This is a genomic window from Streptomyces viridochromogenes DSM 40736 (assembly GCF_000158955.1).
GTDB classification, from domain to species: Bacteria; Actinomycetota; Actinomycetes; order Streptomycetales; family Streptomycetaceae; genus Streptomyces; species Streptomyces venetus.
In genome coordinates, this window is the sequence record NZ_GG657757.1 from 1 (window position 1) to 25568 (window position 25568).

Sequence of the window (25568 nt, forward strand, 5' to 3'; positions counted from 1 at the left end):
CCGCGTCACGGTGGTATCGCTGCGTCTTGGACGCTGCGATCCCCTTAAGCCGGGCCCCGAACTTAGCTTGTTCTTTAACTCTTCAACCATTGTAGGGCGATAAGAGTCTTCTTGCGGCGGACGGTTTTGCCCACGTCGTAGCGGGGTGCCCGGTGTCTGTTCTTCGTGCCGGGTGGCCGTCCGGGGCCGGGCCGGTAGGGTTTCGGCGCTCTGGCGGGGCAGGGCATGTGCTGGCGGAGGTTCCGAAAGGTCCGGCGGACCCGGGCGGGGGTGATCCGATTCGGTGCGGCTGGCTTCTCCCACGGGTGCCGCAAATCCTGGGTCAGTGGGCGGGCGAGCCGGAGCTGGGTGTAGGCGGCGATGATCAACCAGGTCCACCGGTCGGCGGCTTCCGGTTCTCGCAGCTGGGGCTTCGTCCAGCCGAGGGTCTGCTTGAACAGGCGGAACGTGTGCTCCAGGTCGAACCGGCGGAGGAAGGCCTGCCAGGCCCGGTCGACGTCCGCGTCGGTGGCACCGGTCTTGGAGGACCACAACCACACCGCTGGAGCCGCCCGGCCTTTCGACAGGTGCTCGACCTCCAGGCGGACCAACGTGCCTTCGATCAGTGGGAGTTCGCCTTCGTGGTCGAGCCAGGCGGCCCGGTGGGTCAGCCGCGGGTGCACGCGGTCCCATGCCTGGGTGACGGCCTTGCCGTAGTTCGCCGTGGCGGTGCGTGTGGTGACCGCTGGTTCGGGCCAGGTCTCCGGCCTGGCGAAGCGGAACTCCGGACCGTGCTTCGGTGGCCGGCCGCCCTTGGGGTCGTAGATCCGGGGCGGCTTCGGTAGCCGCATCACGCGGTCGCCGCGGACCCGCCCGACCAGCTCAACGGGCAGGTCTTGCAGGACCCAGGCCAGGCGGGTGACGTCGTATCCGGCGTCCGTGACGATGACGATGTCCGGCTCGCCGGGTTGCCACTGGCCTGCGGCGATGAGCCGTTCGACGACATCGCGGAGCTGGGCGGCCGTGACCGCAGTGGCGTCATCGGCCGGGCCGAGGCGGACCGCGTCCAGGACCTGAGTCCAGGAGGTGGCGCCCATCTCCAGCACCGCGACGAAGGAGTACGGCCAGCCGGGGATGAACTGCGAGGCGGTCTTCGCCCGGCCGTAGACATGGCAGAACAGCCGCTCGGGAGAGCAGGGCGCGTCCGAACGCAGCCATGGAGAGACGTCCACGGCCAGGACCAGCCGCCCGTCCGGAAACCGGGGCAGCGGAAGCCCGGCCAGCAGCGAGCGCAGTCGGCCGGTGTCGATCCCGCCCTGATTGAGGCCGTCGTACATCGCGCCGTGCCCACGGCGGTGCTCGGGCAGCAGCGTCAGCTCCACCGCCGAGTGCACGGCACCCGGCGCACACAACACCGCGTCCACCAGCTCGAACAGCTCATCGCCCCGGACGGTCAGACACTCGTACAACTCGGCCCGGAAGCGTGACGCTTCCGCGAACGCTTCTCCTGGAACAGCTTCAGGCAGCAGACTCACCCTCACGGCCTTCGTTCTGATTAGTGCACCTTGGTCGGAGCACATGATCAGGCGAAGGCCGCCTCAGCGTCCGGAGAATACCCAGGTGAGCGACCCAGTTCGAGATGCCGTTCGGCGCCGGAGCTACGGATCGAGCTGAGCAGCCATGCGGAGTCCTCACGGGGACTGGCGCTGCGAGCGCCGCGACGCGCGGAAAGTGACACCAAGGACTCCGCCTGCACCACCGCCGAGCACCAAGCCCATCGCCATGCTGTCGAAAACAGCCAGCCCGAGCACGAGCCCAACTGGAATGCCGATCAGCATGCCTGCAACAAGCCCTGTGCTGATGGACGGTACTCGGGCTTCCTCGTTGTTCGTCACACGATCATGGTGCCGAAGCAGCCCTCCGGGGACGAGCTTCAATACGGCCAACCTTCAAGGTCGGCCGTACCTTAAGAACAAGCTCAGGGCGAGGGGGCGCTGTGCCGGATCGCATTCTCATGATGTTGGCTGCGTTCTCGAACCGGCGCTGGTCGGCCTTGCTGGGGAAGATCAGCAGGAGTCCGACCAGGAACAAGAACGCCTCCCCGCCTCAAGGCGCGATTAGTTTCGCGAACCAGCCGGCAGGGGCGGCGGGGCGGGCAGGGCCGTCCCGCTAGTCTCTGACCATGGCTGATCCACATCCCGCCGTCTACGAGGCGTACTTCACCCGCACGCCCTTCCAACTCCTCGCCGGCGTGGGCTGGAAGCGCCTGGTCGCGTTCTGCGTCGACAGCACGGGCATTCTGCTCGGCGGTGCGCCAGCCCGCTATAAAGCTCAGACGGCGTTCGTGCCGTGGGAGGACATCACATCGGTAGTCGTGTGGCAGCAGCGCATGGCTGGTCCCTCAATGGACTACGTCGGCGTCCACCGCCGGGCGGGAGCCCCGGAACTGCCGGGGGCGAACCGCAAGATGACTCCCGCACAGGCAGCTCGCACCGTGCCCCACGTCGAGTACGAGCTTCTCCGCGCGAGCCGGCCCATCAACTTCTGGCGTCTCGACCCCCACCGCCTCCAAGCCGCAGTCGATTCCTTTGCTCCCCACGTTCCAGTCTTGGTGTATCAACAACCACACCTCCGTTGAAACGCGGGAGGTTAAAGAAAAAGCTCAGTGCTTCTTCAACGGCCGTCGCACGGGTCATCGCCCACAGGCATCGGCTTGGTGTCGGCCGCCAGGCAGGAGGAGTACACCCGCGGCGGAGGGGGCTGTGGATCCCTCTCGGCGCTCACGGCGATGAACGCCACCGCACCGGCACAGATCAGCCCCGCCATCGCGACGAGCCCTGTACGGCGGCTCACCGGTCGCCGCTGAAGTGGTCGAGAACTTCATCGCTGCAGTCGTCCGCGCCGACCCGGGATCGAGTGAAGGCCAGCACGCCGTCCTCGTTGCCTTCCCTCTTGGCCTTGGCCAACTGCGCCTCGATGTCCGCGATGTACTCGGCGCACTCGGCACTGACGGGCTTCTCGGGCTGCGGGTCAGGCGCCGGAAAGGCGTTCAGTGCGGCGGTGGCAGCGATACCGGCCACGCACAGCACCGCCCACACGGCAACCCACAGGCGGCGGCTCATCCGTAACGGCTTGGGCATTTAGGCATCCTACGAGCGTCGCAGCGGGCTGTCGCCGAAACGATCAATAGGCCCGCGCGACCTGTACGTCACAGCGAAGATCACCCACCGGCGTCTGGCGCGCCGGGGGCGTCGACCACCCCCGCACCAGCCGGGGGCCTGCCGGACCCGGTGGCCGGTCAATCAGGGGCAGGCGGTGTTGAAAAGGGGGTCGAGCGGATCGCCCTCGTACCCGACGACGAGGCAAGCCGCTGCTACCGGTCCCCGGGAGCGCTCCACGAGCCGGGCCAGGACCGTCGCCTCGGATGGCAGTTCATCCAGGTCGATACCGAGCGCCCGGGCCGCACGGTCCCGTCGCCGTGCGAAGTCGGGCAGGTCCTCCCGATACTCGTCGGCGACCACCTGGAGTTCTTCGGGCGTCCGGCCTGGAGCGTCTCGCCACCACGGCGCCACGAGACACAGCTGCACCAACTCCGGCAGTCCGAGCGCGAGCAGGCCGGCCTCGCCGTCAAGGCCCACGTACACCACGGGGCGTTCCTCACCGCCCTCGCCGACGAAACAGAACGCGTCCCCCGACCCGGCACGCGCGAACTGCTCCAGCCGGGCCCCGGAGGCGAGCCGGACCCCCTCTTCCAACTCGTGAGAGTCCGGGTCCGTCGCGTCGAGATCCGCGACGCCGGCAAAAAACGCGACGGCCCTCTCATCGGTTCCCAGAAGGGACAGCAAGGCACCCGGCACGTCGGGCCGCCAGGTGGGCGCTGAGTCGGCCGGTGCGTTCGATCCGTTCACCCGGCCACCGTATCCCTGGCTTGACAGCGGTGAGTTGGTGGTGCGGTCGGGAGCCGATCTGACTGCATCTCGGCTGTGGGCGGCGATGGCAATCACGGCGGGCACAGCTCTGGGCGGTGAGGCGCAGCGAGCGGCGGGGCGGGGTCCTTGGGACAGCTCATGGGCCGGACCGGGCCGTCCCCTCTGTGAAACGTGGGCACCCCCACCGGGTCGAGTCGGTCGTGGGGAGAGACTGGACCCGCCCGGCGGGAGCCGCGCCGTCCTCATCCGGTGTATCGCCGTCCCGGAACGAGGGGATGCTGTCCTTCTCGGGCCACGCGGGAGGGGGCTGATTGGGGTACACCGCTGTGCATGCGGGCTGGGGCCGGCTGGATGCGTCGCTGGACGATCTTGGGTGTGGCCGGTCCTGGGCGGACGTCCACCGCGTGAAAGGGCTGGAGCTTGCGTGTCCGGAGTGCCGGGGAAGGGTGTTCGCGCGCGTCTCCCCGCACCGTGCCAGGCACTTCTACCACCAGGTGCGGCCGCGCGACTGCGCGCTGGCGAACGAGTCGCCGGAGCATCACCTGCTGAAGCTGGAGCTGGCCACCGCCGCCCGGGCGGCGGGTTTCAGAGCTGAGCTGGAGGTCGGCAATCAGGCCCGGACCTGGCGTGCCGACGTGCTGGTCTTCGATGAGCAGGACCGGCCGTTCATGGCGCTGGAGGCGCAGTTGTCGCCCATGACGCCGCAGGACGCGCGGATGCGGACGGACCGCTACGCGGTGGACGGTGTGGCGGTGTGCTGGATCTCGTTGGAGAAGCGGCCGTGGGAGCGCGGCGTGCCCTCCCTGCGGTTAGCGCCTCCCAGGAACCGCGGGGACGCATGGACGGTGCGCTATGGCATGGCGCGCTACACCTGGGCCGCGCCACGCACGGTGAAGACGAAAGCAGCGTGGACCCACATCAGCTGCTCCCTGGACGATGCGATCCGGTGGATTCTCCAGGGACGGGTCCATGCCCATACCGGCCCGGACGGGACGGTGTGGTGGACCGCCCGCTCCTACGTCCACCTGGCCATCGCCCGGGCCCGGCTGGAGGCCGATGCCGAAGCTGTCCATCAGGCGGCTGCCACCGCGCAACGCCGACAGGCCGCACAGGAGCAGGCTGCTGCCACCGAGCGAGCCCGACTGGCCGCGGAGCAGCGCAGACTGGCTGCCGAGGACCGTCGGCTGGCCGCCGAGGAACAGGCGCACGAGGAGCAGCAGGCGGAGCAGGAGCGGTTGGCGGCCTTCTTCGAGCACGCGGGCATCAAGGCTGCACTGTGGCCCGCGTTCATGCAGTTGGTCTGCTCCGCCTCCGGCAAGTCCGTGGCATGCGGTGAGCAGAGCCCCGCCCATGGCAACGGGCTGCTCCTCTACAGCCGGCCGCGCGAAGGGTCAGCGTTCCAGCTGGCCGGTGTGGCGTGCCCGGACCCCTCAGCGCTCGCCCAGTGGCCTGCGGACCTGACCATCCTGGTCCCCGGCCAGGCCTGGCTCTTGCCTATCGAGGAGGCCGCTCAGAGCCCGCTGAAAGTCGCCGTCCTGAACCCGGTCACCAAGCACTGCGCCTACGAACGGGTCGGCCCCCGGACCACGACGCTGACGCGAAACCCATCAGGTTCGGGCGGGTGAGCTCCTATCGACCGCAGAGGCGGGGTGCGGCGGGCTCGGTGCCGGTGATGGCCTACTCGGTCGAGTGAACGTGCCAGCGGGCGGGAACTTGCAGGAGCACGGCCGCGTCGTGCCGGGCATGAAGCCGATCAGCGAAGCGCACGTGGCGCAGCCGGGCCTGGCCGTCGTCGACGTCGCAGCGTGTGACCACCAGACCGCGTTCACCGTTCAGGCGCTGCTTGCCGGGCGCTGGCCGACCGCGTCGGCGGACCGGCGATTCGAGTGCCAGGCGAGCCGGGTCTACGGCTGCGCTGCTACCTCGATGTCCGCCAGGAGCTCGGATCACAGCTGTGAGGCCCGAAGCCGGCTGCGAGAACCTGAGCTGGCCGAGCTCACCCGGTACAGCGCCTCCAACTCACCGTCGGCTGACCCGTGGCGAAGACGCACTGTCTTCCGGCAGGTCAGCCCCTCCAACTCGCATCGCCCACGGCGCTGTCGGCCCAGTCCGAGATGGAGGCGTCCAAGTCGCGCTGGTGGTGCTTGCCGAGCTTCGCGTACAGCGCGTCGAACACGTCGCTGTCCATGTCTTCCCGGTGCTCGGCCAGCCAGTTGCCCAGCTCGTACTGCTCACCGTCGTCCAAGTCCCCGCTCATCAGCGCCAGCTCTGGAGTCCACAGCCCCGAGCACCGCGCCACCTGTACGACGTCCATGGCCAGCTGGAGCGGCGACGGCTTCCACCCGGACGCCTCCTGGACGAAGCCGCCGACGTCCTCCCGGTCCTCGCGCCACGCCCGGTCCAGCACGGGCAGCCGCAGCCAGTTCAGGCGCTCCCCGGAAACGGCGTGCGTCGGGAACGAGTAGTGGGCCAGGAAGTCGTCCTGCTCCTCGTCCACCTGGGACTGGCGCGGCAGATGACGCGGGTCGCGGGTGTAGGGCGCCCCCTCGAACACCCCACTGTCGGGCGTCGGCGAGACCACCCGCCAGGAGATGTGCACCTCGCCCGGCCGGAACGCCTCCGGCCACCGCTCGTGATAGTGGTTGGCGTCCTTTGCCCAGTAGCGCCACAGGACGTCCGCCGGCTGCCCTTCCGCCGAGGGGTCCTCACAGATCGGCCCGGCGCGCCCGACGAGCCAGGACAGCGCCAGCTCCTCGGTGTGGACGTACCCGTTCTTGGATCGGAAGATCCACCGCGTGCCTGGAGGGTACGGCTGCACGCCCGCAGTAGTCGTGTTGCTCATAACCAAGAGTCTTCCAACCGCGGCCCGTCCGCATAGGAGTTCCGCCAACCTCACCCGGCGGGCACCAGCTCCTCGGGCACGCCCTGCACGGAGGCCCACATGCGATGCGCGGCTCGACGTCCGCGAGATCGCCGCCCCCCTCCTTCCTGGCCGGGACGTCCGGCGCCGGTCCCGGGCCGTGCCACCGGGCCGACGTATGCACCGCGTGCCCCCGACCGGAGCATGGGTACGCAGCCGCCCGTCGGCCGTGTCCGGAACGGACCCGCCCAGGCATCCCCCGGCAGCGTCCCGACCCGCACGTCCTCACAGGCACCGGTCGAGCTGGACGGTCCGGGCGCAGAAGGCGGTGGCACAACGCGGTAGGGGGTGCGTTGTCAGACAGTGCCGGCCAGGGTCTGCTGGACCAGTAGCGCAAGATGCTGGGGATGAGGGCACGTCTGTGTCATGGACAGTTCCCTTCCGGTGAGAGGGTGGCCGCTGGGTGTGGCGTCGGCCAGGGGCATGACGTACCAGGTGCCGTCCGAGCGGTGGAAGTCCCACACGATGCCGTCGTGGTCGGTCAGTTCGATGTGGCAGCCGCAGCCGTCTTCGTAGTCCTGGGCTGCACAGACCTCTTCGGCGGGCGGTCGACATGCGGGGATGAGTTCGGCGTCGTCCAGCAGGGCTGCCAGCTGGATGTACGTCTCGTGAGTGCTGCCGGGCAACGCTCCGGTGTAGGAAGTGGTGGCCAGGATGTCAACGGCCCCGTCGCAGTCGCGCGCGTCGATGGCGCCAAAGGCTTCCTGTCCTGCCGCGCCGAGGACGCTCTGGGCGGTGCACAGGCGCTCGGCTTCCCCTGCCCCGTCGTAGTCGGGGACGGTGATCTCCCCGCGCTCGGCCATGGCGTCCAGGTGGTCGCTCAGCTCCTCCAGCGCCGCGCCCGCCGCAGCGATCTGGGCGAAGAGAGCGGAGGCCGTCACGGCGGCCTGCTGCGGCGTGTACAGGGCCCATTCGTCGTCCAGGGCGGCAGCAAGTCCTTCGGCCGTTTCGGCTCCCACGATCGCCAGAGCGATGGTCTGCCCCGGATCATCGGGCCCGGGATCGGTGATCAGGCGTACTCCGTCGCACACGTGATCAAGCCCCGGTCGTCCGGCTCCTGGTAGCGCCGCCACAACGGTTGCCGGTGCGGTGCCGGCTGTGTCACGTCGCCACCCGCCCTTCTGTCTTCGGCCCTTGCTGTCCCCTTCTTCAACGAGGAGGGGCGGGCTGGGTGACCACCTGGACCTGCTGTCTGGCCGCACAGCTCCGGACAGCGGCAATGGCTGCGTGCCTACAGAGGGCGGGGAGGCTGCTTCGGTTCGAAGACGCTTGGCGGGGTGCTCGACCAGGGAGTGGACGTCTGGCGCAGGACCTGGGCCAGGTCGCGGTGGATCCGGTCGGCTTCCCCGCGGACCTGGACGGGGATGTCGCCGCGTTCGGCGACGAGGCGGTCATAGACGGGGGTCTGCTGGAACACGGTGGGGCGGTTTCCCTTCAGCGTGCGGTACGCCGGACCGGCGCAGCTTACGGGCCCCGGTCACGGCGCGTGGGAGGCGGTGGTCAGGTCAGGACGGCGGGGGGGGCGGCTTCGGTGGTCCAGTCGCCGTCGAAGAGTGTGGCGATCAGGTGTGCGTGAGCTTCGGGGAGCTGGCCGGAGCGGTGCTTGGTGCGGGCTTTGGCGAGCCAGGCGCCGAGGTTGACGGTGTCGCCGTCGACGCGGATGGTCTCGCGGGCTGTGGGGGCGCGGCCTTCGCGGTGGAGGAAGAGTTCCAGGAGCTGGACGGTCTGTTCGAAGGTGCGGCGGGCGCGGCGGGCCGGGGCGAGTGGGTTGGTGTCGGGGGTGAGGCCGAGAGCCGTCATCAGGTGCTGCTGGCCGGGGTGGAGGGAGGGCCAGGTGGTCAGTTGGCGGTGGAGCCAGGAGCCGATCTTCACCCCTGCCAGGAGGGTCTCGCGGGTGAGGGCGGCCGGGTCGGCGCCGGAGGCGAGGTGGGCGCGCAGCAGGTGGTATTTGCGTTGCCAGTCCGCGCCGTGGGGAAGGCGCCAGTCGGGGGGCAAGGGCGGTGAGGGCGTCGGCACGGGCGGCATCGAGGGTGTTCTTGGTGGCGAGGTGGCGTTGTTCGGCGAGCCAGGCGCCGACGGGAGTGGTGGCGGGGGCGGCGAGGCGGGCGCGCCAGACGGCGTCGTGCTTGTCCCAGATCATGCCGAGAGCGTCGAGTTCGGCGGTCCAGTCGGCTTCGAGGCGGCCGGCGGTCCGGGCGTCGCGCATGGTGGTGATGAAGGTGCCGAGCCGGTAGCCGGTGGGGTCGGTGTAGTCGGCGGGGACGTCGAGGTGGCCGTGTTCGTCGCGGTAGGACTGGGCGGCTGCCAGCCCCAGGCGGCGGGAGCGGGAGACGGCCGGGTCGCGGGGGTCGAAGGACGCCAGATCCATCGCTTGGGCGATGCGTTCGGGGTGGACGGTGAAGTCGAAGTACCAGCGGCGCTGGATGACGTCGTTGGTCTCCTTCGGCAGGCGGTTGGCTTTGTCCGGGAGGCGTTCGATGATGCGGTGGTCGTGGCTGGCCAGTGCGCAGGCGATCGCCCAGACCGGTTCGTAGGCGGTGCCGAGGATGTTCTCGCCGTCGGCGCCGGGCGGGACGTAGACGGGCACGATCAGGCTCGCGGTCTTGCCGGATACGTCCTTGCGCAGCGCGCGGCCCAGGGCCTGGGCGCAGCGGATGGCGCTGCGGGTGGGGTCGGCCAAGCCAACGCCGTCGACGCTGGGGATGTCGACGCCTTCCGCGATCACGCGGGCGTTGGCGAGGATCGCGCAGTCGGCGGCGGCGAAGCGGGCGAAGGTGTCGGCGCGCTGGGCGGAGGTGTGCTCGCCGTGGACGAAGAACACGTCCGGAGTGATGCCGGGGAACTGGTCGGGGTCCGTCTGGCGCAGCAGGCGCAGGGTGTGGGGGAGTTCGCGGGCGAAGCGGCGGGCGTCGGAGACCAGGTTGAAAAAGACCAGCACCTTCTTCAGGCCGTGTTCGCTCATCGCGCGCAGGACGGACAGGTGCAGGGCGGTGGTGCGCAGCGCGCTGTCCTGCTCCTGGTCACCGGTGCTGTCGCCGGGCCGGAAGGCAGCGGGGGCGCTGCTCGAGGAGGGCAGGTTGAGGCGGCGGCGCAGGTCGGCGTCGGTGAGGGTGGGCACCACGATGCGGTAGTCCGCCGCGCGGCCGTCGGCCACTGCCTACGCGAGGGGGCACTCGAAGATCTTCTTGCCGTAGACGGCCTCGTTGTCCATGCTGTTGGCGAAGGCGTCCCCGTCCGCGGCGCCGCGGTGGTGGCGGCGGGGGCGGGTGAGGTCGGCGGAGTCCGCCAGCTCCGGCGCGGCGAAGATCCTGGGGGTGGCGGTCATGTAGAGGCGGCGGTCCGCGCGGATCCGCTGCGCGTCGTTGACGATCGCCCACTTCTTGTCGGCCCGGCCCCCGATTCGGTGCGCCTCGTCCATGATGGCCAGGTCGAACGGTGGCACGGTGTACTTCGTGCTGCGGGTCTGCTCGATTTTGTCCAGGGAGTCGTAGGTGCAGATCACCGTCAACGCCGGGATCTGGTCCTGCTCCTCCCCCACGACCGACATCAGGGCGGCCAGTGTGTGCGGGTTGGTGGTCGAGCCGACGCGTGCGGCCGCGAGATCCTCGTGGCCGGCGGTGTCCATCGAGGAGGCGATCACCATGTGCTCGCCGTGACCGTCTCGGCGCCACGCCAGAGCGGTCTGGGCTGCCAAGTCCAGCGTGGGCACGACGAACAGCACGAGTTTGGCGTCGAGTTCGTCCGCCACCCGGATCGACACTACCGTCTTACCGGTGCCCGTCGCTGCCACGAGAAGCCCTCGCGTCCCGGGGCGCCGCAGGTGCCCGGCCAGCCGCTTGACCGCTTCGGCCTGGTCGGGAAAGAGCCGCGCGGGCTCGGGGCGGCCGGGGCGCGGCAGTTCCACCACAGTCATGTCAGCTCTTCTTTCGAGTCAGTGACTCCAGTAGTCGCGGCGGGGCAGTTCGACCCACACATCGGGCGGTCCGGTCACGGCGCGCCTGTCGGTCGGGCGCAGGCCTGCGAAGGCGCAGGCGTAGGCGACGGCGTCGTGCTGGTAGAGGTACGAGGCCAGCACCTGCGCGGAGGTGTCGTTCTCGTCCGGTCCTCCGCCGGGGTGCAGGTCTGAGCCCTCGACCGTTCCATGCCGGGCGATGCTGCCCTGGTTGCCGCTCTTGGGATTGGCGTAGAGGCCGTAGCAGGCGGTGCCGGCGGACAACCGGGCCAGCACGCCCGGCATCTGCGGCGCGTATCCCCAGGGCTGGGTGACCACACAGCCGCCCGGCACGGACGTCACGCCCACGATGTGCAGGCTTTCGTCCATGTCGTAGGCGTAAGGGTCTTCCAGCAGTTCGTTCAGCACGTCGAGGAGGCCGTCGTCCACCACCGGCGTCGCTTGAAGACGGCGCACTGCCTCGGCCGCGTCGATGCCGGACACGCAGGCCAGGCCCGTGCCGTCGTAGTAGAACTCGCCCAATGACGCGGTGAGCCGGTGGGCCTCCTGCGCCGCCGCCCGCTCGGTGTCACTCAGGGACACCCCTTCCGGCACCGGGAACAGCTCGGGCGTCGGTCCGGCCAGGCTCAGCCGCCCCGGCGACCAGCCGCCGAGCGACAGCCGCCAGGGATCGGCCCCGGCGGCGGCGAGCGCCCGTGCGTTGGCCGGCTTGCGGGACAGGACGGCTTCCCACAGTGCCGTCACCCCGTTCTCCAGGTGGTCACATTCCGCTACGCGGCGGGGCAAGTTCCGTTACAGCCTTCCGGGGAGCCGAACCACCCGTTGCCCCGATGCATGGGGCCTGGCTTCCCGTTCCAGTTCTTCGGATCAGCTCCCTGCTCCAGGCGCCGACGGATGTCGTCGGCATCCGTCCAGTCCCAGCCCAGGCCCGCCCAGCCGTCACTTGCTGCCGCCACCCGCTCCCCCTCGAACACGTCCCTTACCCTCCCCCTGAAACGCACCTATCGCGTACTAACAGCGTATGGGCCGCGTACATTGAGACATCGCCCGGGTGACCGGCGATCTCGAGACCAACCTCAAGGAGCAGGAACGTATCGGTGCGGAAATCGCCTCCCTGCAGGAGCAGCTTGCTTCCCTCAAGGATGACCACGCCGTGCTGGTGAACATGCGGCAGGTCCTCGGCATCCCGACGGCCCCGGTGGAGCCTGCAGTCGAGCCTCAGACCACGGTTCCCTCTCCCCGGCGAAGGAAGGCCGACGCCGCGCCCGGCGGGAAGCAGAAGGCGCGCACGTCCACCGCAGCGCCGGCAAAGAAGACGGCGAAGAAGCCCGCAGCCAAGGCGGCGAGTTCTGCGAACACGGCTCAGCCCACGCTGGTGGAGCTCCTTCGCCACCACCTTGCCGAGCAGAATGAACCGCGCTCCGCAGCAGAGATTTCCACAGCGCTCGGCCAGGCCCACCCCGACCGTGACATCGCGGCCAAGGTCGTGCGCGTCACGCTTGAGGGGCTGGTGGCCAAGAGCCAGGCGGAGCGCTCCAAGCAGGGCAGGTCCGTCTTCTACGCCGCTCCTGCCTCGGATCCGGCCGCTGCGCCCGAAGCCGAGGTTCAGCCTGAGGCCGCCGATCGCTGAAGTGCGCCGGGGTGGACTGTGCGGGCCTCGTCAGCGGGGGCCCCAGGTGCGGATCTCCAGGTGGGTGATGTGGGCGTCTGGGCGGATGCGCCCGGTCTCGACCAGCCACTGGTGCACGGCTGCGGTGACGTCGCCGGCCGCGGCGTCGACGCGGCGGGCGACGTCGGTGGCGTCGAAGCCGCCGGTCTGGGCGGATCCGTAGGAGCGTTCCTCGGTGTGGTCGGCGCGCTGGGTGACGTCGCGGCGGATGCCGGGTGAGTCGGTGCGGCTGCCGGAGGGGTGCAGGTAGCCGGTTTTGGCGAGGCGGACGGTGAAGGCCAGGCGCAGACCGCGGCGGGCGGCTTCGGCGATCAGGGGGCGCAGGCGGGCGGAGCCGGAGGCGATGGCCTGGGCACCGGCGCGACCGGTTCCGGTGCCGGTGGGGGTGATGAGGACGGCCTTGGTGCGTACGCGGGCGCGGGCGCCGGAGGCGGTGGTGCGCCGCCTGGTGTGTCGGGCTGCGATGGCGGCGAGTTCGGGCAGGTCGGTGATGCCGCCGGTCTCGAGGGCGGCCAGGACCTGGGGAAGGGCGGGGACGAAGGCCGCCCCTCCAGAGGGGATGCCACGCGCAGGGTGCTGGTGTCATCGGGTGCGGTCCTGTACGGGAAGTTCAGAGCCGTGAGCGCCGATGTCGATGACCACCAGGCCAGCCGGGCCGCAGGAGACTCCAATGCCGTACTCGGGGTGCTGTCCCCACCACCGCTGTATGCAGCCCTCATTGAGAGTCGCCGCGTGGAAGCTGTGGCACCAGCGGCCCGCGCGGGGCAGGGGCAGTCGGCCGGTGCGTGGGCATGCCGACTGAAGGCCTACGGGGGGGGGCGGCTCTGTTGAGTCGCTGCGAGGAAGCTGCAGCTCAGCAGGCATCTTCTACCCTCAATCAGCGACCGACGCGGCTCAACGACGGACACAGACTAAAGGGCGTAGAGAAGGCGGCCAACGAGCAGACATCACGTTCGAGTGCCCGACGGCGAGAACGGATAACCCGGGCTCGGCCGGCCTTAGCTGGTGGACGAGGCGCGCAGTTGCGCGCTTCGGGATCAGGGCTTCCAGGTGCGCAGGAAGGAGGCGATCCGGTCGGCGGTGCAGCGCGGGTTGTTCAGCTCGTGGGCGAGTGCTGTGAGTTGTTCGCGGGTGGGGTTAACGGGGATGTTGCTGGCTTCGAGGTACATGACGGCGACGGCGCAGGCGACGGTGAGGTTGGAGCGTTCCAGCCAGCGGCAGCGGCCCAGGGTGTGCACTAGGGCGGCGGCGCGGGCATAGGGGCCGTCGTAGACGGGGGTGTCGAGGAGTTCGCCGCGGTGGCGGGCGACCGCGGCGATGGGCACGCCGTAGTCGTCGGCGGCTGGGTCGCGTTGCCCGGCACGCTCCGCTGTTTCGAGGATCCAGGATTCGTCGACGTGCAGGATCACGCGGCGGCGCCGGGCTGCGGGTCGGCGTACGGGGCGTCGAGCTGCTGTTCGAGGTCGTCGAGGAAGGCGCCGTGCTGATCGATGAGCCGCTGGGCGGCCGCCATGCCGGCAGCGCGGGCGCCGGTGGTGTCCTCGATGATGAGCCGCTCCACGTACTTGTTGAAGTCCAGATGGCGGGCGGCCGCAGCGGCCTTTCCGGCTGCCAGCACATCCTCCTTCAGCCGGACCTGGGTCTGTTTGTTGGTGGAAGTCACCCCTTGATGGTAGCAGGGTGGTAGCACGGGTTCGAGAGGCGATTTTCAGCGGTGGCGCCAGCCCTGGCGGACGCTCCCCGTGCTCGCTGCCAGCTACCCGTGAGGCAACAGGGAGGCGGTGCCATGGCCACGTGACATGAGGCGGGTGATCTTGCCAGCGGCCGACGTCGTCAGCGCGACCGGAGCCGCCAGGTCCCGCGGCATCAAAGGAGCGGGCACCAGTACGGCGACGGCCCCGTAAACGACGTCACCCCACATGACCGGTGCTGCGACCTCGGGCCAGCCGGGCATCTCCTCACGGCCCACGGCATAGCCGGCCTGACGGACATCCTCCAGAGCCGAACGGAAGTCGCGTGGCGCCCGGAGAACACCCGGGCCTGCGGAGGGGGGCAGCGGCTCCGCCGCGATGGCGTCGACCATGTGAGACGGCAGATGCGCCGCGATCGCGCGCCCGGATGCACCAGTACGCAGCGTGCTGCCCAGCCGGATGAAGTCGCCGATACTCAGGCCCAGGGCGTCGAAGCCGTAACGCCCTGCGGCCTCGGCAACCACACGTCCAGGCCCATGCGCGGAAAGAACCCATAGCAGTGAGAGCCCGTTGAGGGCGCGGCTGAGGCGGTCGAGGATCGGACGGGCCGCGCCGGGTTCGAGTGCGGCCGCCGCCATCGCGCGCATCCCGACTTGTGCCGCTCCGGGCCCGAGCCAGTATCGGCCGGCCGGCCCGCGGACGAACAGGCCTACGGGGATGCCCGACTGCACGATGCGGTAGACCACCGTGGGAGAAAGGCCCGTAGCCGCTGCGATCTCGCTCGGGCCGTGATCGGGGCCAGGCAGGTACGTGAAGGCCTCCACCACTCGTGCGTGAGCGGTTCCGCCCTGTCGAGCGGCTCCTCCTCGGCTCTCCATTTCGTGGGCCTTCTCTGCTGCGGTGCCGGCCACCTGACCCCCTCGTTGTGCCATCGGCTACGCCCCGCGGTGATGCCGGGAGTGTTCGCGGCGGGCCGGGCGGCGGGCCGCCCGGCCGCCTGCCTGAGTCAGGCGCTCTTGGCGTTGAACTTCCAGACGTACGGCTCGCCGTCGGCTTCGCCCTCGGACCAGTGGACTTCGATGCTCTTGGCAGTGGCGGGGACGAGGTACGTCTCGCAGAAAACGTGGCTGTCGCGTGGCTTCCAGTCGTCGACGTCGTAGCGGTCCTCGCAGCCCGGAGCGTCCTCGGGCGCGAACGAAAACACTGTGCCGCGCACGCCGTCGGCCCAGATCGTGGTCGCGTCGTCAGCGTCGCTGCCGTCGGTGAGCGCGGGGCCGCCCTTGTGGGTGTACCGCACGTGGGCCGTGGCCATCACCAGTCCCTTCGCCCGCCCCTTGTCCTCGGGGCTGACGAGCTTCTGAACCTCGGCCTCGGTGCTCACGTCGACCTTCATGGGCAGGATGTCGTAGGTGACCGTGCCGGGGTCTTCGTCGACCTTGCCCATGGCGCTCTCGTCCTTCTCCATCTCGCCGCCGGACGCAGGTGAGGGCGAGGGCGTGTCCCTCACCTTCTCGCCAGCCGGGGCCGGGCTCTTCGCGGCGGTGTCTCCGCCGCCGCAGGCGGTGAGGGTCAATGCCAGGGCGGCGACGGCCGCAGCGAGAGCCGGGCGAGTTGTGCGAACGAACATGTGCGTGTGTGCCTTTCTTAGTGGGTTACGGCGCTGGTGATGAGCCAGGTGGCCGTGATGAGGGGCAGGAGTGCGACGTAGGCCTGTGGGCGCCGGAGGACAGGTCGGCCCAGGGAGGTCTGTTGGCGGCCCGGTACTGGGACCGGTGGGGGCAGGCGTCGCAGTTGTCGGTAGGACGACCAGTTCTGGCACAGCGTCAAGGGCGCGCCGAGTACGAGGGACAGGGGATTCCACCAGCCCTGCCAGAGCGTCCGGGTCGTCATCGCGCGTATGCGTGCGTTGCCGCAGGTGGCGCAGTACGGGCCGTCCAGGGTCTGATCCCGCATGACCAGCAGCAGACCGGCGTGCGCGCGCACCCGGATCTGCGCCGTCGGGAGGGCTCCGCAGTCTCGGCATGCATCGGACGGCTCCGGTGCCGCAGGCGCTACCGAGTACCAGGCTGTACTGTCCGGATCCACGTACTAGGGAGGTGGCGTGTACTCCGGCACCAGGCGCGATCCCGGGCCGGGCTGGCCCGGGTCGGACGGCGCCGTCATGACAGCAGCACCTCCCACGAGGCCGGGCCGGTCGCTTCCGGGTGGAACGATGGATCCCATCCCGGCGCCCCCCTCCACGCCGCACAGGCCAGGCAGCGAAGGCTCCATCCGAGGAGACTGATCTCTGTCGCGGACAGGTCGCTGCCCGTCTCGGGGGTCTCGCGGAGTCGGTTCCAGCGGTCGAAGATTTTCTGGATGCCGGCGGCAGTCTTCTTCTCTTCGGTGCAGCCGGTGGCGCTGACGTGTGTCAGTCGCTGTGCGATGAAGGAGGCGAGGTGCGCGTCACGCGTCTGCACCCAGGTTCTGCTGGGTGAGGCGAGGTGCCCCCGCTCGCCAGTTGGATCGAAGGGGTTGTCCTGGGGACTCACTTGGAGTCCACCATCTCGTCCTCGGCGCCCAAGACCCGCCATTTGCTACCCGGGCTCAGCGCCGCGGCGGCCTGAACCTGATACATGTCGATCATGACCGCGCGCTTCTTCGGGTTGTAGATCCTCGACACGTCACCCGGGATGATCACGCCGCCGCTCGCGAACTGCCTGTGCAGGAATTCAGCCTTGAAAGCGGCGGGGAAGAGGGCGAACTGGCCGCCGTCGGCCGTCTTCAGCGCATAGACCTTCGGATGCGCCGGATCGGCTTCGAAGTAGTTCATGGTCCGCCAGCTCAGGTCCTCCTTCGGCGTGCTGCGGTTCCGCTCGCGGTAGCTGTCGACGTAGTCCTTGGTGGTGGTCGTCGAAGCCAGCTTCGCGCCGGACTTCTTGCCACCGGTCTCCAGCAGATCCGCCAGGGCAACCCCGAGCTGGTTGGGGGCGAGCGCCCCGACATGCCGGGTCGGATCGGCGGCTTCGGCATTTCCGTTGCGGTCGACGGCGATCTCCGGGACCGCTGCGCCTTTAGCCATCCAGACGGCAGCGACGGCCTTGTAGGTGCCCCCTACCTTGTCGAAGACCATCAGCCCCTTCGCCCCTTCGTTGGTGGACGTCCCCTGCATCGCAAACCAGCTAGCTGATCCGGCCGCTGGGATGTAGTACTTCCGGTTCGTGTAGAAAAATGGCTTTTGGTACCGCTTCTGCGCCGCTTCCGTCCAGGTGTGCATCTGCTCGTACTCTGCCGAGGACTGCTCGTTGACCTGGCCGGCCTCGACAGTGGCCAGCAACTTGCTGTTCTTCGTGACGTTGGCCTTGTTGTTGACCTGCTCGTAGCGGTCGACGATCTTCTTGGCGGCCGCCTGCGTCACCACGCCCTTGGGGGCGGAACTCGTGCGCGCACCGGTCGAGTCGGTGTCCGTGCCTGCGCCGCAGGCGGTGAGGGGTATCGCGGTCGTCACGCCGATGGCGATCACTGTCATTCGACGCAGACGCGTGGGCTGCCTGGCGGGTCGATGCATGGGGTTCCTCCTCCTGGAACGGTGATGTGGGGGGATGGGGCAGGTGGGTCAGCTCAGGGGATTCGAGGCTCGGCGCACACCGCCGGCGAAGGCGCGGGCCGTATCTGCGGCGGCTTCGGCGGGTGCGTCGGGCCGGGCCTGCATGTGGCGGATGACCGCTGAGCCGACCACCACGGCGTCCGCGTAGGCGGAGGCCTGGGCGGCGTGCTCTGGAGTGCTGATCCCGATGCCGACTGCTACGGGCAGTCTGGTGGCTGTTCGAAGACGGCGTACCAGGCGGGGCAGGTACGGGCTGAGCGGCCGCTGGGCACCGGTACGGCCGGGGGTTGCGGGCGCGTAGACCATGCCGCTGGACGTGGCCCCGATCGCGGCCAGGCGGGCGTTGGACGCATGGGCCGGGACCAGGGGGATCGCGTGCAGGCCCGCTTCCCGGGCTGCGCTTTGCCATGTGGCGGTCGCATGCTCGGGAAGGTCAGGGATCAAAACGGCGCCGACGCCTGCCACGCACAACCGGTCCGCGAAGAGTTCGGGGCCGAAGCGCGCGATCGGGTCCCAGTACGACATCACCACCAGGGCGGTCGTGCTCGACGCGGTGAGCTCCGTTGCCGCCTCAAAAAGATGGATCATCTCGAAGCCGCGGTCCAGCGCCTGAGCACTGGACTGCTGGATCACCGGGCCGTCCATGTGGGGGTCGCTGTGCGGTAGGCCGAGTTCCAGCACGTCGGCGTGCTGCGCCATCCGGTGCAGCGCGTCCAGGCTCGCGGTGCGGGAGGGGTAGCCGACTGGCAGGTACAGACCCAGCGCGGCCCGCTGCTCGGAGCGGCTGGTCGCGAGGGCGTAGTCAAGACGGGCGGCAGCCCAGGACGGGGGCATGGACGTGATCACGTGGGCCTCTCGAACCGGTGGGGGGCGTCGGCGGCCGCAAGGTAGAGGCATTCGCGCTCCAGGGCGCGGATGATGCGGTAGTCGCCTTCGATGGCGTCCGGTTCGCTGCTGCTGAGCACGACCTCTGTCCTGGCCGGTGGGGCGGCGGGCGCGGTCGCCTGGAGGTCGGGGCTCACGGCGGCCACAGTGGGCAGTCCCCGCAGGATGCGTGCGGTCCACGGGTCGATCCGGCCGCTGAGGCGGGGGTGAAGATGCACGCGGGTGACTCGGTGGCCGGTCGGCGCGGAAATGAGCTGGCCGGGAGCGGGTGGGATTACCACGTCGAGTGCCGCGGCGAGACGGTCGTGGCCGGTGGCCTCACGCAGCGCTCTGTCCGCCGGTGAGGTGTCCGGGAGGGCCACAGCGGACAGGAGTACCGGTCCCCTGTCGGCGGCGTAGGCGATCCGGCTGGTGACCGGCCCGCAGACCACTCCGAGGGCATCGAGTACGCGAAGTACATACATGTGCAGCGCGCGGGTGAGCAGCTGATGCCGGCTCAGCAGATCGGTGCGGGCCAGCCGTCCGCTGGACGCGCGCGTCTCGGCCCAGACGTCAGTGACGACGTGGTCGGCCTGGCCGTCAACCACCCGGGTCACACTGTTCACCAGGTAGCGGCGTCCGGACAGATACTCGGCCACGACCAGGTGCTCGTCGCCGGAGTGGTGGGCGGCTTCGCGCCTCATGCTGGGCCAGGTGGCACTGATCTGGACCTCGTGCTCGCACACCACAGGCTCCACGGGTACTCCGGCCGCGGCCGGAGCCAGCATGTATGCGGGCAGGCGGTGGTTCTCGGCCCAGGTGAGCGCCTCGGCCAGGCTCGTGGTCCGCACGCTGCGCAGGGCCGGGAGGCCTGTCTGCTCCAGGGTCGCGGCCTGTGCACCGCGGTCATGGCGCAGCAGTGAAGCGTCGGGGTCGGCTCCCGTGAGGCGCAGCGTCCTTGCTACCCGTTCGGCCAGGGGGATGCCTGCCGCGCTGCCTGCAACCACGGCGGACACTTCCAGTTCGCGCAGGGACTTCACCGTGTGCTTGAGAGAGCCGGTGTGTTCCAGCCGATGTGCGTAACCGGGGGCGTCTGGCGTTGTGGACGCGGCGGGCGGCCGAAGTCTGGGGGCCAGGTCGACGGCGACGGGCTGCCAGCCCTGGCAGACGAGGGCCGCTGCGTAGCGGCATTCGTTGTCTGGTGCGACCACTGCCACCGTGCCGGCGGCAGCGGCGGAGCCAGTTCCGGCCTCGAGCGCCGCTGAGGGGATGGCCATGGGGACAGGGCTCCAGGTCGAAGGAGTCGCGGCAGACCGGACGCGACGTGAGTCGGGTGAGGGAGATGCGCGGGGCGCCGCAGGGGGGAAGCGGCACCCCGCTCAGGCCGAGACCGCAGGCGTGGAGGAAACGCGGCGGCTGGAGCCGGAGCTCAGCACTCGGCCGACCTTGGGCGTCAAAGGGCGGCAGGTCAAGGCCTGTGGGAGTCCGTAGCTCCTGGCAGCCGCCGGATCGACAACTTTTCGCGTGCTCGTCGAGGACGCTCTCGCGTTCTACCCGGCGCTGGCCGCGGGTGATGTGAGGGCGTATCGAATTCGATGCGGCCGGCGCGCGGTTCGCTCCGGCACGGGCCGGTCGCGGAGGGATGGACGAATCATGCGCATGCGGGATCCCCTTGGGTGGGGGGAGCTCCATCCAGTACCTGCGGTGGTTGGGGAAACGATCCCTCAGCTCGTGCAGGCAGGTCTACTCTGGTCTTGGCGGCGTGGTCGCAACACGCTGCCGGAGCGCCCCAGGGTTGCGGGTTTGAATTCGGTCTCTGGTGCGATGACTCTGGCTGAGTCAGGTGTAGTGGCCGTCTCCTGCGCCAACAGGGGGCGGCCACGCTCGTGTCACAGGGCGTACGGGACGATCAGCCCAAGAGCAGGATGGCTCGGCCTACTTTCGCGGCCCTGGTCTTGCTCCGGTCGCGGCAGCGGTAAGCACGGGCAACAGCTCCTGAGTCGCGCAGGGTGCTCCCCCGCGGTCCAGCCAGCCGCAGCGTCCGAGAAGCTCTCGGTAGCCGCCGCTGCCAACCTGGTTCCCGGCGCGGTCGCTCGCGCCAGTGAGCACCCCAATGCGTTGGTCTGGGTCTGGTGGTGGAGTTGTGGAAGCCGTCCTTGTGGAAGCAACAGCCAACGTCATTGCGGCCACGGCATGTGAACCGCAGCTAGCTCGATCTTTCTGTACCCGCAGCCCCGCTGTCAACATTTGTAAACGACTGTGGCGTGAGGAGGTGCGTCGCCCGTACGATCAAGGAGCAGCCGATTCTGCGGACCACGTGCGCGGTACTCTCGTGGCACCCCCACTGAAACGCCGGGCCACCGATGGAGAGCTACAGGTGACAGATGCCGCCCCAGAGCCGGCCGCCGTGGTGGAGGACCAGTTCACACCCTGGCTGAAAGAGGGCAACCAGCTCCTTGCGCAGCTCGGCCTGTCCTGGGGCGACGTCCTCTCAGACCTCGATCAGGTGAGCTATGCGACAGGAGTTACCCCTGAGCGCATCAAGGCTCGGCTCGAGGGCGCTCCTCCCCGAACTGCCCCGGCGACCTTCGCCGAGCGGCTGACTTTCCTGCATGAGACCCGCCGGGACGCAAACGGCAAGAAGCACGTGCTGCGGGTCATCGCGGAGACCATCGCAAGCGAGCAGAAGGTCAAGCTCACCGCCTCGGCTGTGCATCATCTCCTCCACGGCCGCAATGAGCCCACCCGGCAGACTGCGGCCTGGCTGGAGAAGTACTTCAAGGTGCCCGTCGGGTGGTGTTCCCTGAGCGAGGGCGAGGCCCTCGCCGCCTATGTCGGGGCCCGCCTGACGTCCCTCCGGGCTGCCCAGGACACACTGCAGGCACTTCAGAATCGAGGTGTCACCTCCGTTTCGGCACGCAGCACCGGCGACCTCGCAAAGCAGCCCGGGCTGCTCGCAGACCTGCTGCCCACGCTGCTGGCCGTGGTCGACAACCCCTGGGAGTCCCGGACCCCTCGCGACGGGAAGTGAGCGTGCCACGCCGGCACGCAGGCTGGACAGGGATGCCGCCGTCCCTCATCGTGCGGCGGCATCCGCGATGGCCCTAGCGGCGCCTCAACGGCCGCCTCAGCCTGTCCAGTACGCGGCCGACAGCGGCAGCCCGCAGGGCCCACCGAGGGAGTAACGCGAGATGTGGGAACATCAGCGTCCTTTCTGATCAACGGGTTCGGGGAGGTCCTCCCCCGCCAACGTGGCCAGAACACCGAACAGCCAGCGCTCTGGCTGGAACGTGCTGGTTGCGAGGTGTCAGGCCCGGCCGGGCGCCTCTCGCGCCTGGACGGTCATCACCATCTTCCCCGGCCGCACCGTCGCCCCTCCTACCGGCCGGACCGTCTGGCCGGGGGCCAGATCGAAGCGCCTGCGCCGCAGGATCGTGGCGACGGCGGTGGTCAGCTCGGCGCGTGCGTAGAAGTCACCGATGCACTTGTGCTTGCCGTGCCCGAACGGCAGGTAGGCACCGGAGGGCGGCGGCTGCTTCGTGTCCAGCCAGCGGTCGGGGTTGAAGGACAGCGGGTCGGGGAAGAGGTCCGGATCGCGGTGCAGGGCGTGTTGGCAGTAGGCGAGTTCGGTGCCTGCGGGTAGCGTCCATTCCCCCAGGCGGGTCTCGGTGAGGGTGCGCCGAGTCACCAGGAGACCGGTGTGGTGAAGTCGCAGCACTTCGTCGAGGACGCGCTGCAGGTACGGCAGGCGGGCCTCGCCCTTGACCCTGACGACGTCTTCGAAGGTGACCGGGCGGCCGGCCAGGACCTCGTCGAGCTCGGCCAGGACGCGGGCCTCGATGTCGGGGTGGCGGGTGAGCTCGTAGAGGGTCCAGGAGAGCACGGAAGCGGTGGTTTCGGTGCCGGCCACCGCCAGGGTGAGGATCTCGGAGCAGATCTGATGCCTGGTCATGTTCGCGCGCAGGAGCATGGACAGCATGTCGTCGGCGCCGTGGTCGCCGGTGGCGCCTCGTTCGGCCTGCAACTTGTCGACGGCGTCCTCGATGGTGGCGCGTACGGCGTCCCGGGCCCTGTTGAAGCGGCGGTTGGCGGGCAGAGGCAGTTTCTCGACCCAGTCGGGCATCATGACGCGGGCACCGACGCCGGCCATAACGACCGACAGGTCCTGGCGCACGCGGCGAAAGGCGCCGTCGTCGAGACTGTCGGACAGCACGGTCTTCGCGAGCATGTCGAGGGAGAGCTTGACCATTGCCTCCCGCACGTCGAAGGCCTGGCCTGGCTTCCAGCTCTCGACGGCCGCGGTGACCTCGTCGCGCATCTTGTCGACGTAGCGGGCGATCTCGTCGCGGGCGAAGGCGGGCTGCAGTTGATGGCGTTTGTCGCGGTGTACTTTCCCGGCGGCCGTGACCACGGAGTCGCCGAGGAGCTGGCCCATCTTCTCGAAGAACCGGCCCTTGTCGAGGTGGGGGCTGAGGTCTTTGAGCATGACCTGGATGAGTTCCGGGTCCTGGACGATGACGGTTCTGTGCCTTGGCTGGAGGATGATCTCGACGACAGGTCCGTAGTCGCGGCGGAGGGAGGCGATGAAACCGAGGTTGTCGCGGATGAGCGGAATCATGTGACCCAGGAACGGCAGGGAGCCCGCGGCCCTGGGTATGGGGGGAGACTCAGCGGTCACGACAGTCCTTCCACGAGGATGACCCCTGATCACTGCCCATGAGGTGACCGGCGGCATGCCCGCCGCAGCCGTGGTGTCGGCCACGCTGAGGCAATCTGTGCACCCGGTCAGGACGCTCGCTCGCCGCTCACCCGGGGTTGACGACGTTGAACGGCGGCGGCCAGTCCGGCGTCGACGGCTCTGTTGATCTGATGAGCGACACGTCGTTGAAGGAGCCGAGGTCGAAGGGCCGTTGCTCCTGCTTCGACCTCGCTATGCAGCTACAGGGACTCTGTGGGGGTGGGGGCCGACGGCGGGGGTGCGAGACGGTCCACGACCGCGGTGACGACAGGATCATCCACACAAGCCGCTACCCGCAGCAGGTAGCCCCGCTCGTCGGTGGGAAGGCCATGGGCGGCCTCCGCCGAGGCCCGCCTCAGTGCCGCCTCACCGCCGCGGGGTGCGTCCGGAGCACTCCGCAGACGGCGCTCGTACTGCAGGGCGGCAGCGGTCTCGAGCGCCCTGAGGTGTTCGAGATCGTCGGCGGTGGTCTCGGTGATCATCCTGTACTCGGCTTTGACGAGGTCGTGGATCGCGTGGTGGGTCCACGGGCGAAGCAGTCTGATGTTGTCGAGGATTCTGATCACGATGTGGGTCAGCGCGAACTGGCTGTTGAGCCAGCTCGGGGGCAGAGGGTCGGCCTGCCCGGGAAGGGCCACGGCCTCCCACAGGGGGATCAGTGCCTGGTGGTCGCGGCGGTCGGCAGCACGGGCGGCCAGCGCTGGCTTGGCCAGTCCGTAGCTGGCGACGAGAGCGCTGCCTCCGGCGAACACCCAGGCTGCCGCGGCGAGCACGTCGAAACGGTGATCTTCTCGGGAGGCTGCGATGACGGCGATCGCCGTTCCCGCGACATAGGCGAGGTCCAGGGCAACGGCGGCGGCAAAGAGTTTGAGGCTGTGCGCGAGGTCGGGGCGCTCGGGCAGCGCGATCACGCCGTCCGGTCCGCGGCACTGGCGTACCGTCGCGATGATCCCCACGACCAGTGCGGTGAGAAAGACCAGCTCAAAGGCAAGCACCCACGGCAGGTGTGCAAATGCCACCGCGAACGTGAGCGGACGGGCTGGCCCGATCGGGCCGGCGGCCACGAACAAGATGACCATGGCGGCCACCGCGACCGCGTACATCGGGGCCCACGTGGCTATCGACCGCCGCAGGGCATCCGCAGTACGGCGCCGAGGGTGCCACAGCATCGTCAACAGGTGGGCGTGCCCCATGCACAGCAGAATGAAGACACTGACCGGCAGCGAGGCCACGTTCGGCCAGCTGACTGCCTCCCCCACCGCCCGGTACACAGCCGGGGCCGACAGCAGATAGACCGCCGAGGCGAACAGCAGGACCGAGGCAGTGATCTTCAAAGGCAGGCCCGGCCTGCTGCGCGCGTTCACGGCCTTCCCGATGCCCGCACCCGCGCACACGACCGCGACGAACAAGTTCACGCCGGTGAGCACGGCGTCCAGCATCAGATTCCGGTCCCCCGCTCCAGAGAGGAGATGATGGCGCCGGATCCGGTATCCGCGTTCAGCGGCAGGAGCCCCAGCAACTCCGTTCCGAAGGTCTCCGCCGCATCGAGATCCTCGTGTTCCCCGGCGCGCATGTGCACTCTGACGCGTCGTTCCTGAACATCCAGCACGACGCTGTCCGGCAGTGCCGGCAGCAGGCCGGCGAGCATCTGCGGGGAGAGCAGCGAATGGTTGGGGTCTTGGTCATCGCCCACCGTAGGACGGGGCGTTCGCAGGTGGCAGCGTTCCAGCAGCCGGACGAGTCGGCGCCGTAGCCGTTGGGCACGGTTCCCGCAGTCCTTGAGCAGGTGCCGCACCTCGTGGCCCAGGATCTGCAGTCCAAGCAGGGGGGTAGCCGCCGTGTCGATCAGGATGATGTCCGCTGTCTTCGTCTCGATACACAGCCCGGACACATCATCGAGCAGCGCCTCATAGCGGACGATCAAGGGCTTGCCGCGCATACGGGCGACGGCCTCGACGAGGGTTTGCAGTCCCTCGTGCGGCTTCAGGCGGCCTTGCCGCAGGAGACGTCTGGCGCTGGCGCGGGCCCAGGTAACGGTGAGCTCGGCGCGCAGAATCTGTATGAATCCTCGTCGGCGCTTACTCATGATCGAAGGAGCACTGCATCGGCAGAATGGAGGTACTGATCGTCGTACCCACGCTCCCTTGCCTCCCCTACCGCATGGTCTGTTTTGCGTGGTCACCGTGAGGCTATCAGCGACAGCGGTTCGCTGGCGGAGCGGAGGGGCACGCGATGCGCGA

27 protein-coding genes and 2 pseudogenes are annotated in these 25568 nt (G+C 69.3%); 5 read left to right on the top strand and 24 right to left on the bottom strand.

What is annotated here, in order from left to right; translation table 11 throughout:
- Positions 1 to 74 precede the first annotated feature (74 nt).
- Positions 75 to 1559 (bottom strand): NF041680 family putative transposase, encoded by a 1485-nt coding sequence (locus SSQG_RS00005; RefSeq protein ID WP_003987568.1) that lies wholly within the window; start codon positions 1557 to 1559, stop codon positions 75 to 77.
- 111 nt (positions 1560 to 1670) lie between these two features.
- On the bottom strand, positions 1671 to 1874 hold the full coding sequence (locus tag SSQG_RS41230; RefSeq protein ID WP_158680940.1) for a hypothetical protein: 204 nt from the start codon (positions 1872 to 1874) through the stop codon (positions 1671 to 1673).
- Between the two features lie 287 nt (positions 1875 to 2161).
- Between SSQG_RS41230 and SSQG_RS00010 the strand changes: the two genes are divergently transcribed.
- Complete coding sequence (locus tag SSQG_RS00010) at positions 2162 to 2617, top strand: hypothetical protein (RefSeq protein WP_003987569.1); 456 nt, start codon at positions 2162 to 2164, stop codon at positions 2615 to 2617.
- Positions 2618 to 2828: 211 nt separating this feature from the next.
- Here SSQG_RS00010 and SSQG_RS00015 read toward each other — a convergent pair whose 3' ends face one another.
- On the bottom strand, positions 2829 to 3119 hold the full coding sequence (locus SSQG_RS00015; RefSeq protein WP_003987571.1) for a hypothetical protein: 291 nt from the start codon (positions 3117 to 3119) through the stop codon (positions 2829 to 2831).
- Between the two features lie 162 nt (positions 3120 to 3281).
- A complete protein-coding gene (locus tag SSQG_RS00020) occupies positions 3282 to 3983 on the bottom strand; it encodes a hypothetical protein (RefSeq protein ID WP_003987572.1) in 702 nt (233 codons plus the stop codon).
- 251 nt (positions 3984 to 4234) lie between these two features.
- On the opposite strand from SSQG_RS00020, the gene SSQG_RS00025 reads away from it, so the two are divergent.
- Positions 4235 to 5533 (top strand): competence protein CoiA family protein, encoded by a 1299-nt coding sequence (locus tag SSQG_RS00025; RefSeq protein ID WP_003987573.1) that lies wholly within the window; start codon positions 4235 to 4237, stop codon positions 5531 to 5533.
- A gap of 118 nt (positions 5534 to 5651) precedes the next feature.
- Positions 5652 to 5866: pseudogene (locus SSQG_RS42285) on the top strand (DUF6207 family protein).
- 107 nt (positions 5867 to 5973) lie between these two features.
- On the opposite strand, the gene SSQG_RS42045 reads toward SSQG_RS42285, so the two are convergent.
- The 6 genes and pseudogenes from SSQG_RS42045 to SSQG_RS00050 all read right to left on the bottom strand — a co-directional run bounded on the left by SSQG_RS42045 (position 5974) and on the right by SSQG_RS00050 (position 11524).
- A complete protein-coding gene (locus SSQG_RS42045; RefSeq protein ID WP_208865611.1) occupies positions 5974 to 6750 on the bottom strand; it encodes a hypothetical protein in 777 nt (258 codons plus the stop codon).
- A gap of 374 nt (positions 6751 to 7124) precedes the next feature.
- Positions 7125 to 7859, bottom strand: a complete 735-nt coding sequence (locus tag SSQG_RS00035; protein ID WP_039931655.1) for a hypothetical protein — start codon at positions 7857 to 7859, stop codon at positions 7125 to 7127.
- 200 nt (positions 7860 to 8059) lie between these two features.
- Positions 8060 to 8245: a hypothetical protein gene (locus SSQG_RS00040; RefSeq protein ID WP_003987576.1), complete on the bottom strand. Its 186-nt coding sequence runs from the start codon at positions 8243 to 8245 to the stop codon at positions 8060 to 8062.
- 780 nt (positions 8246 to 9025) lie between these two features.
- A pseudogene (locus SSQG_RS43820) lies at positions 9026 to 9790 on the bottom strand (helicase-related protein); the annotation flags it as partial.
- A gap of 195 nt (positions 9791 to 9985) precedes the next feature.
- Complete coding sequence (locus SSQG_RS42300; protein WP_244298992.1) at positions 9986 to 10741, bottom strand: DEAD/DEAH box helicase family protein; 756 nt, start codon at positions 10739 to 10741, stop codon at positions 9986 to 9988.
- An 18-nt stretch (positions 10742 to 10759) separates the two neighbouring features.
- A complete protein-coding gene (locus tag SSQG_RS00050) occupies positions 10760 to 11524 on the bottom strand; it encodes a hypothetical protein (RefSeq protein ID WP_003987578.1) in 765 nt (254 codons plus the stop codon).
- Positions 11525 to 11831: 307 nt separating this feature from the next.
- Between SSQG_RS00050 and SSQG_RS00055 the strand changes: the two genes are divergently transcribed.
- On the top strand, positions 11832 to 12410 hold the full coding sequence (locus SSQG_RS00055) for a hypothetical protein (RefSeq protein WP_003987579.1): 579 nt from the start codon (positions 11832 to 11834) through the stop codon (positions 12408 to 12410).
- Positions 12411 to 12440: 30 nt separating this feature from the next.
- Here the strand turns inward: SSQG_RS00055 and SSQG_RS42305 are convergent, their stop codons facing one another.
- The 11 genes from SSQG_RS42305 to SSQG_RS00105 all read right to left on the bottom strand — a co-directional run bounded on the left by SSQG_RS42305 (position 12441) and on the right by SSQG_RS00105 (position 19867).
- Complete coding sequence (locus tag SSQG_RS42305; protein ID WP_078506742.1) at positions 12441 to 13010, bottom strand: helix-turn-helix domain containing protein; 570 nt, start codon at positions 13008 to 13010, stop codon at positions 12441 to 12443.
- A gap of 21 nt (positions 13011 to 13031) precedes the next feature.
- Positions 13032 to 13313 (bottom strand): bifunctional DNA primase/polymerase, encoded by a 282-nt coding sequence (locus SSQG_RS40800; protein ID WP_338117235.1) that lies wholly within the window; start codon positions 13311 to 13313, stop codon positions 13032 to 13034.
- Positions 13314 to 13486: 173 nt separating this feature from the next.
- Positions 13487 to 13858 carry a hypothetical protein gene (locus SSQG_RS00065; protein ID WP_003987581.1) on the bottom strand — a complete coding sequence of 124 codons (372 nt, stop codon included), beginning with the start codon at positions 13856 to 13858 and terminating at the stop codon, positions 13487 to 13489.
- Positions 13855 to 14112 (bottom strand): hypothetical protein, encoded by a 258-nt coding sequence (locus SSQG_RS00070; RefSeq protein WP_106434129.1) that lies wholly within the window; start codon positions 14110 to 14112, stop codon positions 13855 to 13857. The genes SSQG_RS00065 and SSQG_RS00070 overlap by 4 nt, the downstream gene beginning before the upstream one ends.
- A gap of 93 nt (positions 14113 to 14205) precedes the next feature.
- A complete protein-coding gene (locus tag SSQG_RS00075) occupies positions 14206 to 14964 on the bottom strand; it encodes an IclR family transcriptional regulator (protein ID WP_158680952.1) in 759 nt (252 codons plus the stop codon).
- Between the two features lie 182 nt (positions 14965 to 15146).
- Complete coding sequence (locus tag SSQG_RS00080) at positions 15147 to 15767, bottom strand: hypothetical protein (protein ID WP_003987584.1); 621 nt, start codon at positions 15765 to 15767, stop codon at positions 15147 to 15149.
- 17 nt (positions 15768 to 15784) lie between these two features.
- Positions 15785 to 16093, bottom strand: a complete 309-nt coding sequence (locus tag SSQG_RS00085) for a hypothetical protein (RefSeq protein WP_158680955.1) — start codon at positions 16091 to 16093, stop codon at positions 15785 to 15787.
- Between the two features lie 206 nt (positions 16094 to 16299).
- Positions 16300 to 16599, bottom strand: coding sequence for a hypothetical protein (locus SSQG_RS00090; RefSeq protein ID WP_039931661.1), 300 nt, complete (start codon positions 16597 to 16599; stop codon positions 16300 to 16302).
- 68 nt (positions 16600 to 16667) lie between these two features.
- Positions 16668 to 17648, bottom strand: a complete 981-nt coding sequence (locus SSQG_RS00095; protein WP_158680957.1) for a hypothetical protein — start codon at positions 17646 to 17648, stop codon at positions 16668 to 16670.
- Positions 17649 to 17735: 87 nt separating this feature from the next.
- Complete coding sequence (trpA, locus tag SSQG_RS00100; RefSeq protein WP_003987588.1) at positions 17736 to 18560, bottom strand: tryptophan synthase subunit alpha; 825 nt, start codon at positions 18558 to 18560, stop codon at positions 17736 to 17738.
- An 8-nt stretch (positions 18561 to 18568) separates the two neighbouring features.
- Complete coding sequence (locus tag SSQG_RS00105; RefSeq protein WP_003987589.1) at positions 18569 to 19867, bottom strand: hypothetical protein; 1299 nt, start codon at positions 19865 to 19867, stop codon at positions 18569 to 18571.
- Between the two features lie 1100 nt (positions 19868 to 20967).
- Between SSQG_RS00105 and SSQG_RS00110 the strand changes: the two genes are divergently transcribed.
- Entirely contained in the window at positions 20968 to 21621 is a 654-nt protein-coding gene (locus SSQG_RS00110; RefSeq protein WP_039931665.1) for a hypothetical protein, read from the top strand.
- A 276-nt stretch (positions 21622 to 21897) separates the two neighbouring features.
- On the opposite strand, the gene SSQG_RS00115 is transcribed toward SSQG_RS00110, so the two are convergent.
- From SSQG_RS00115 to SSQG_RS00125, 3 genes are all read right to left on the bottom strand, one after another.
- Positions 21898 to 23325, bottom strand: a complete 1428-nt coding sequence (locus tag SSQG_RS00115; RefSeq protein WP_052310415.1) for a cytochrome P450 — start codon at positions 23323 to 23325, stop codon at positions 21898 to 21900.
- 203 nt (positions 23326 to 23528) lie between these two features.
- Entirely contained in the window at positions 23529 to 24767 is a 1239-nt protein-coding gene (locus SSQG_RS00120; RefSeq protein ID WP_003987593.1) for a DUF6545 domain-containing protein, read from the bottom strand.
- Complete coding sequence (locus SSQG_RS00125; protein ID WP_003987594.1) at positions 24767 to 25414, bottom strand: hypothetical protein; 648 nt, start codon at positions 25412 to 25414, stop codon at positions 24767 to 24769. The genes SSQG_RS00120 and SSQG_RS00125 overlap by 1 nt, the downstream gene beginning before the upstream one ends.
- Positions 25415 to 25568: the final 154 nt, after the last annotated feature.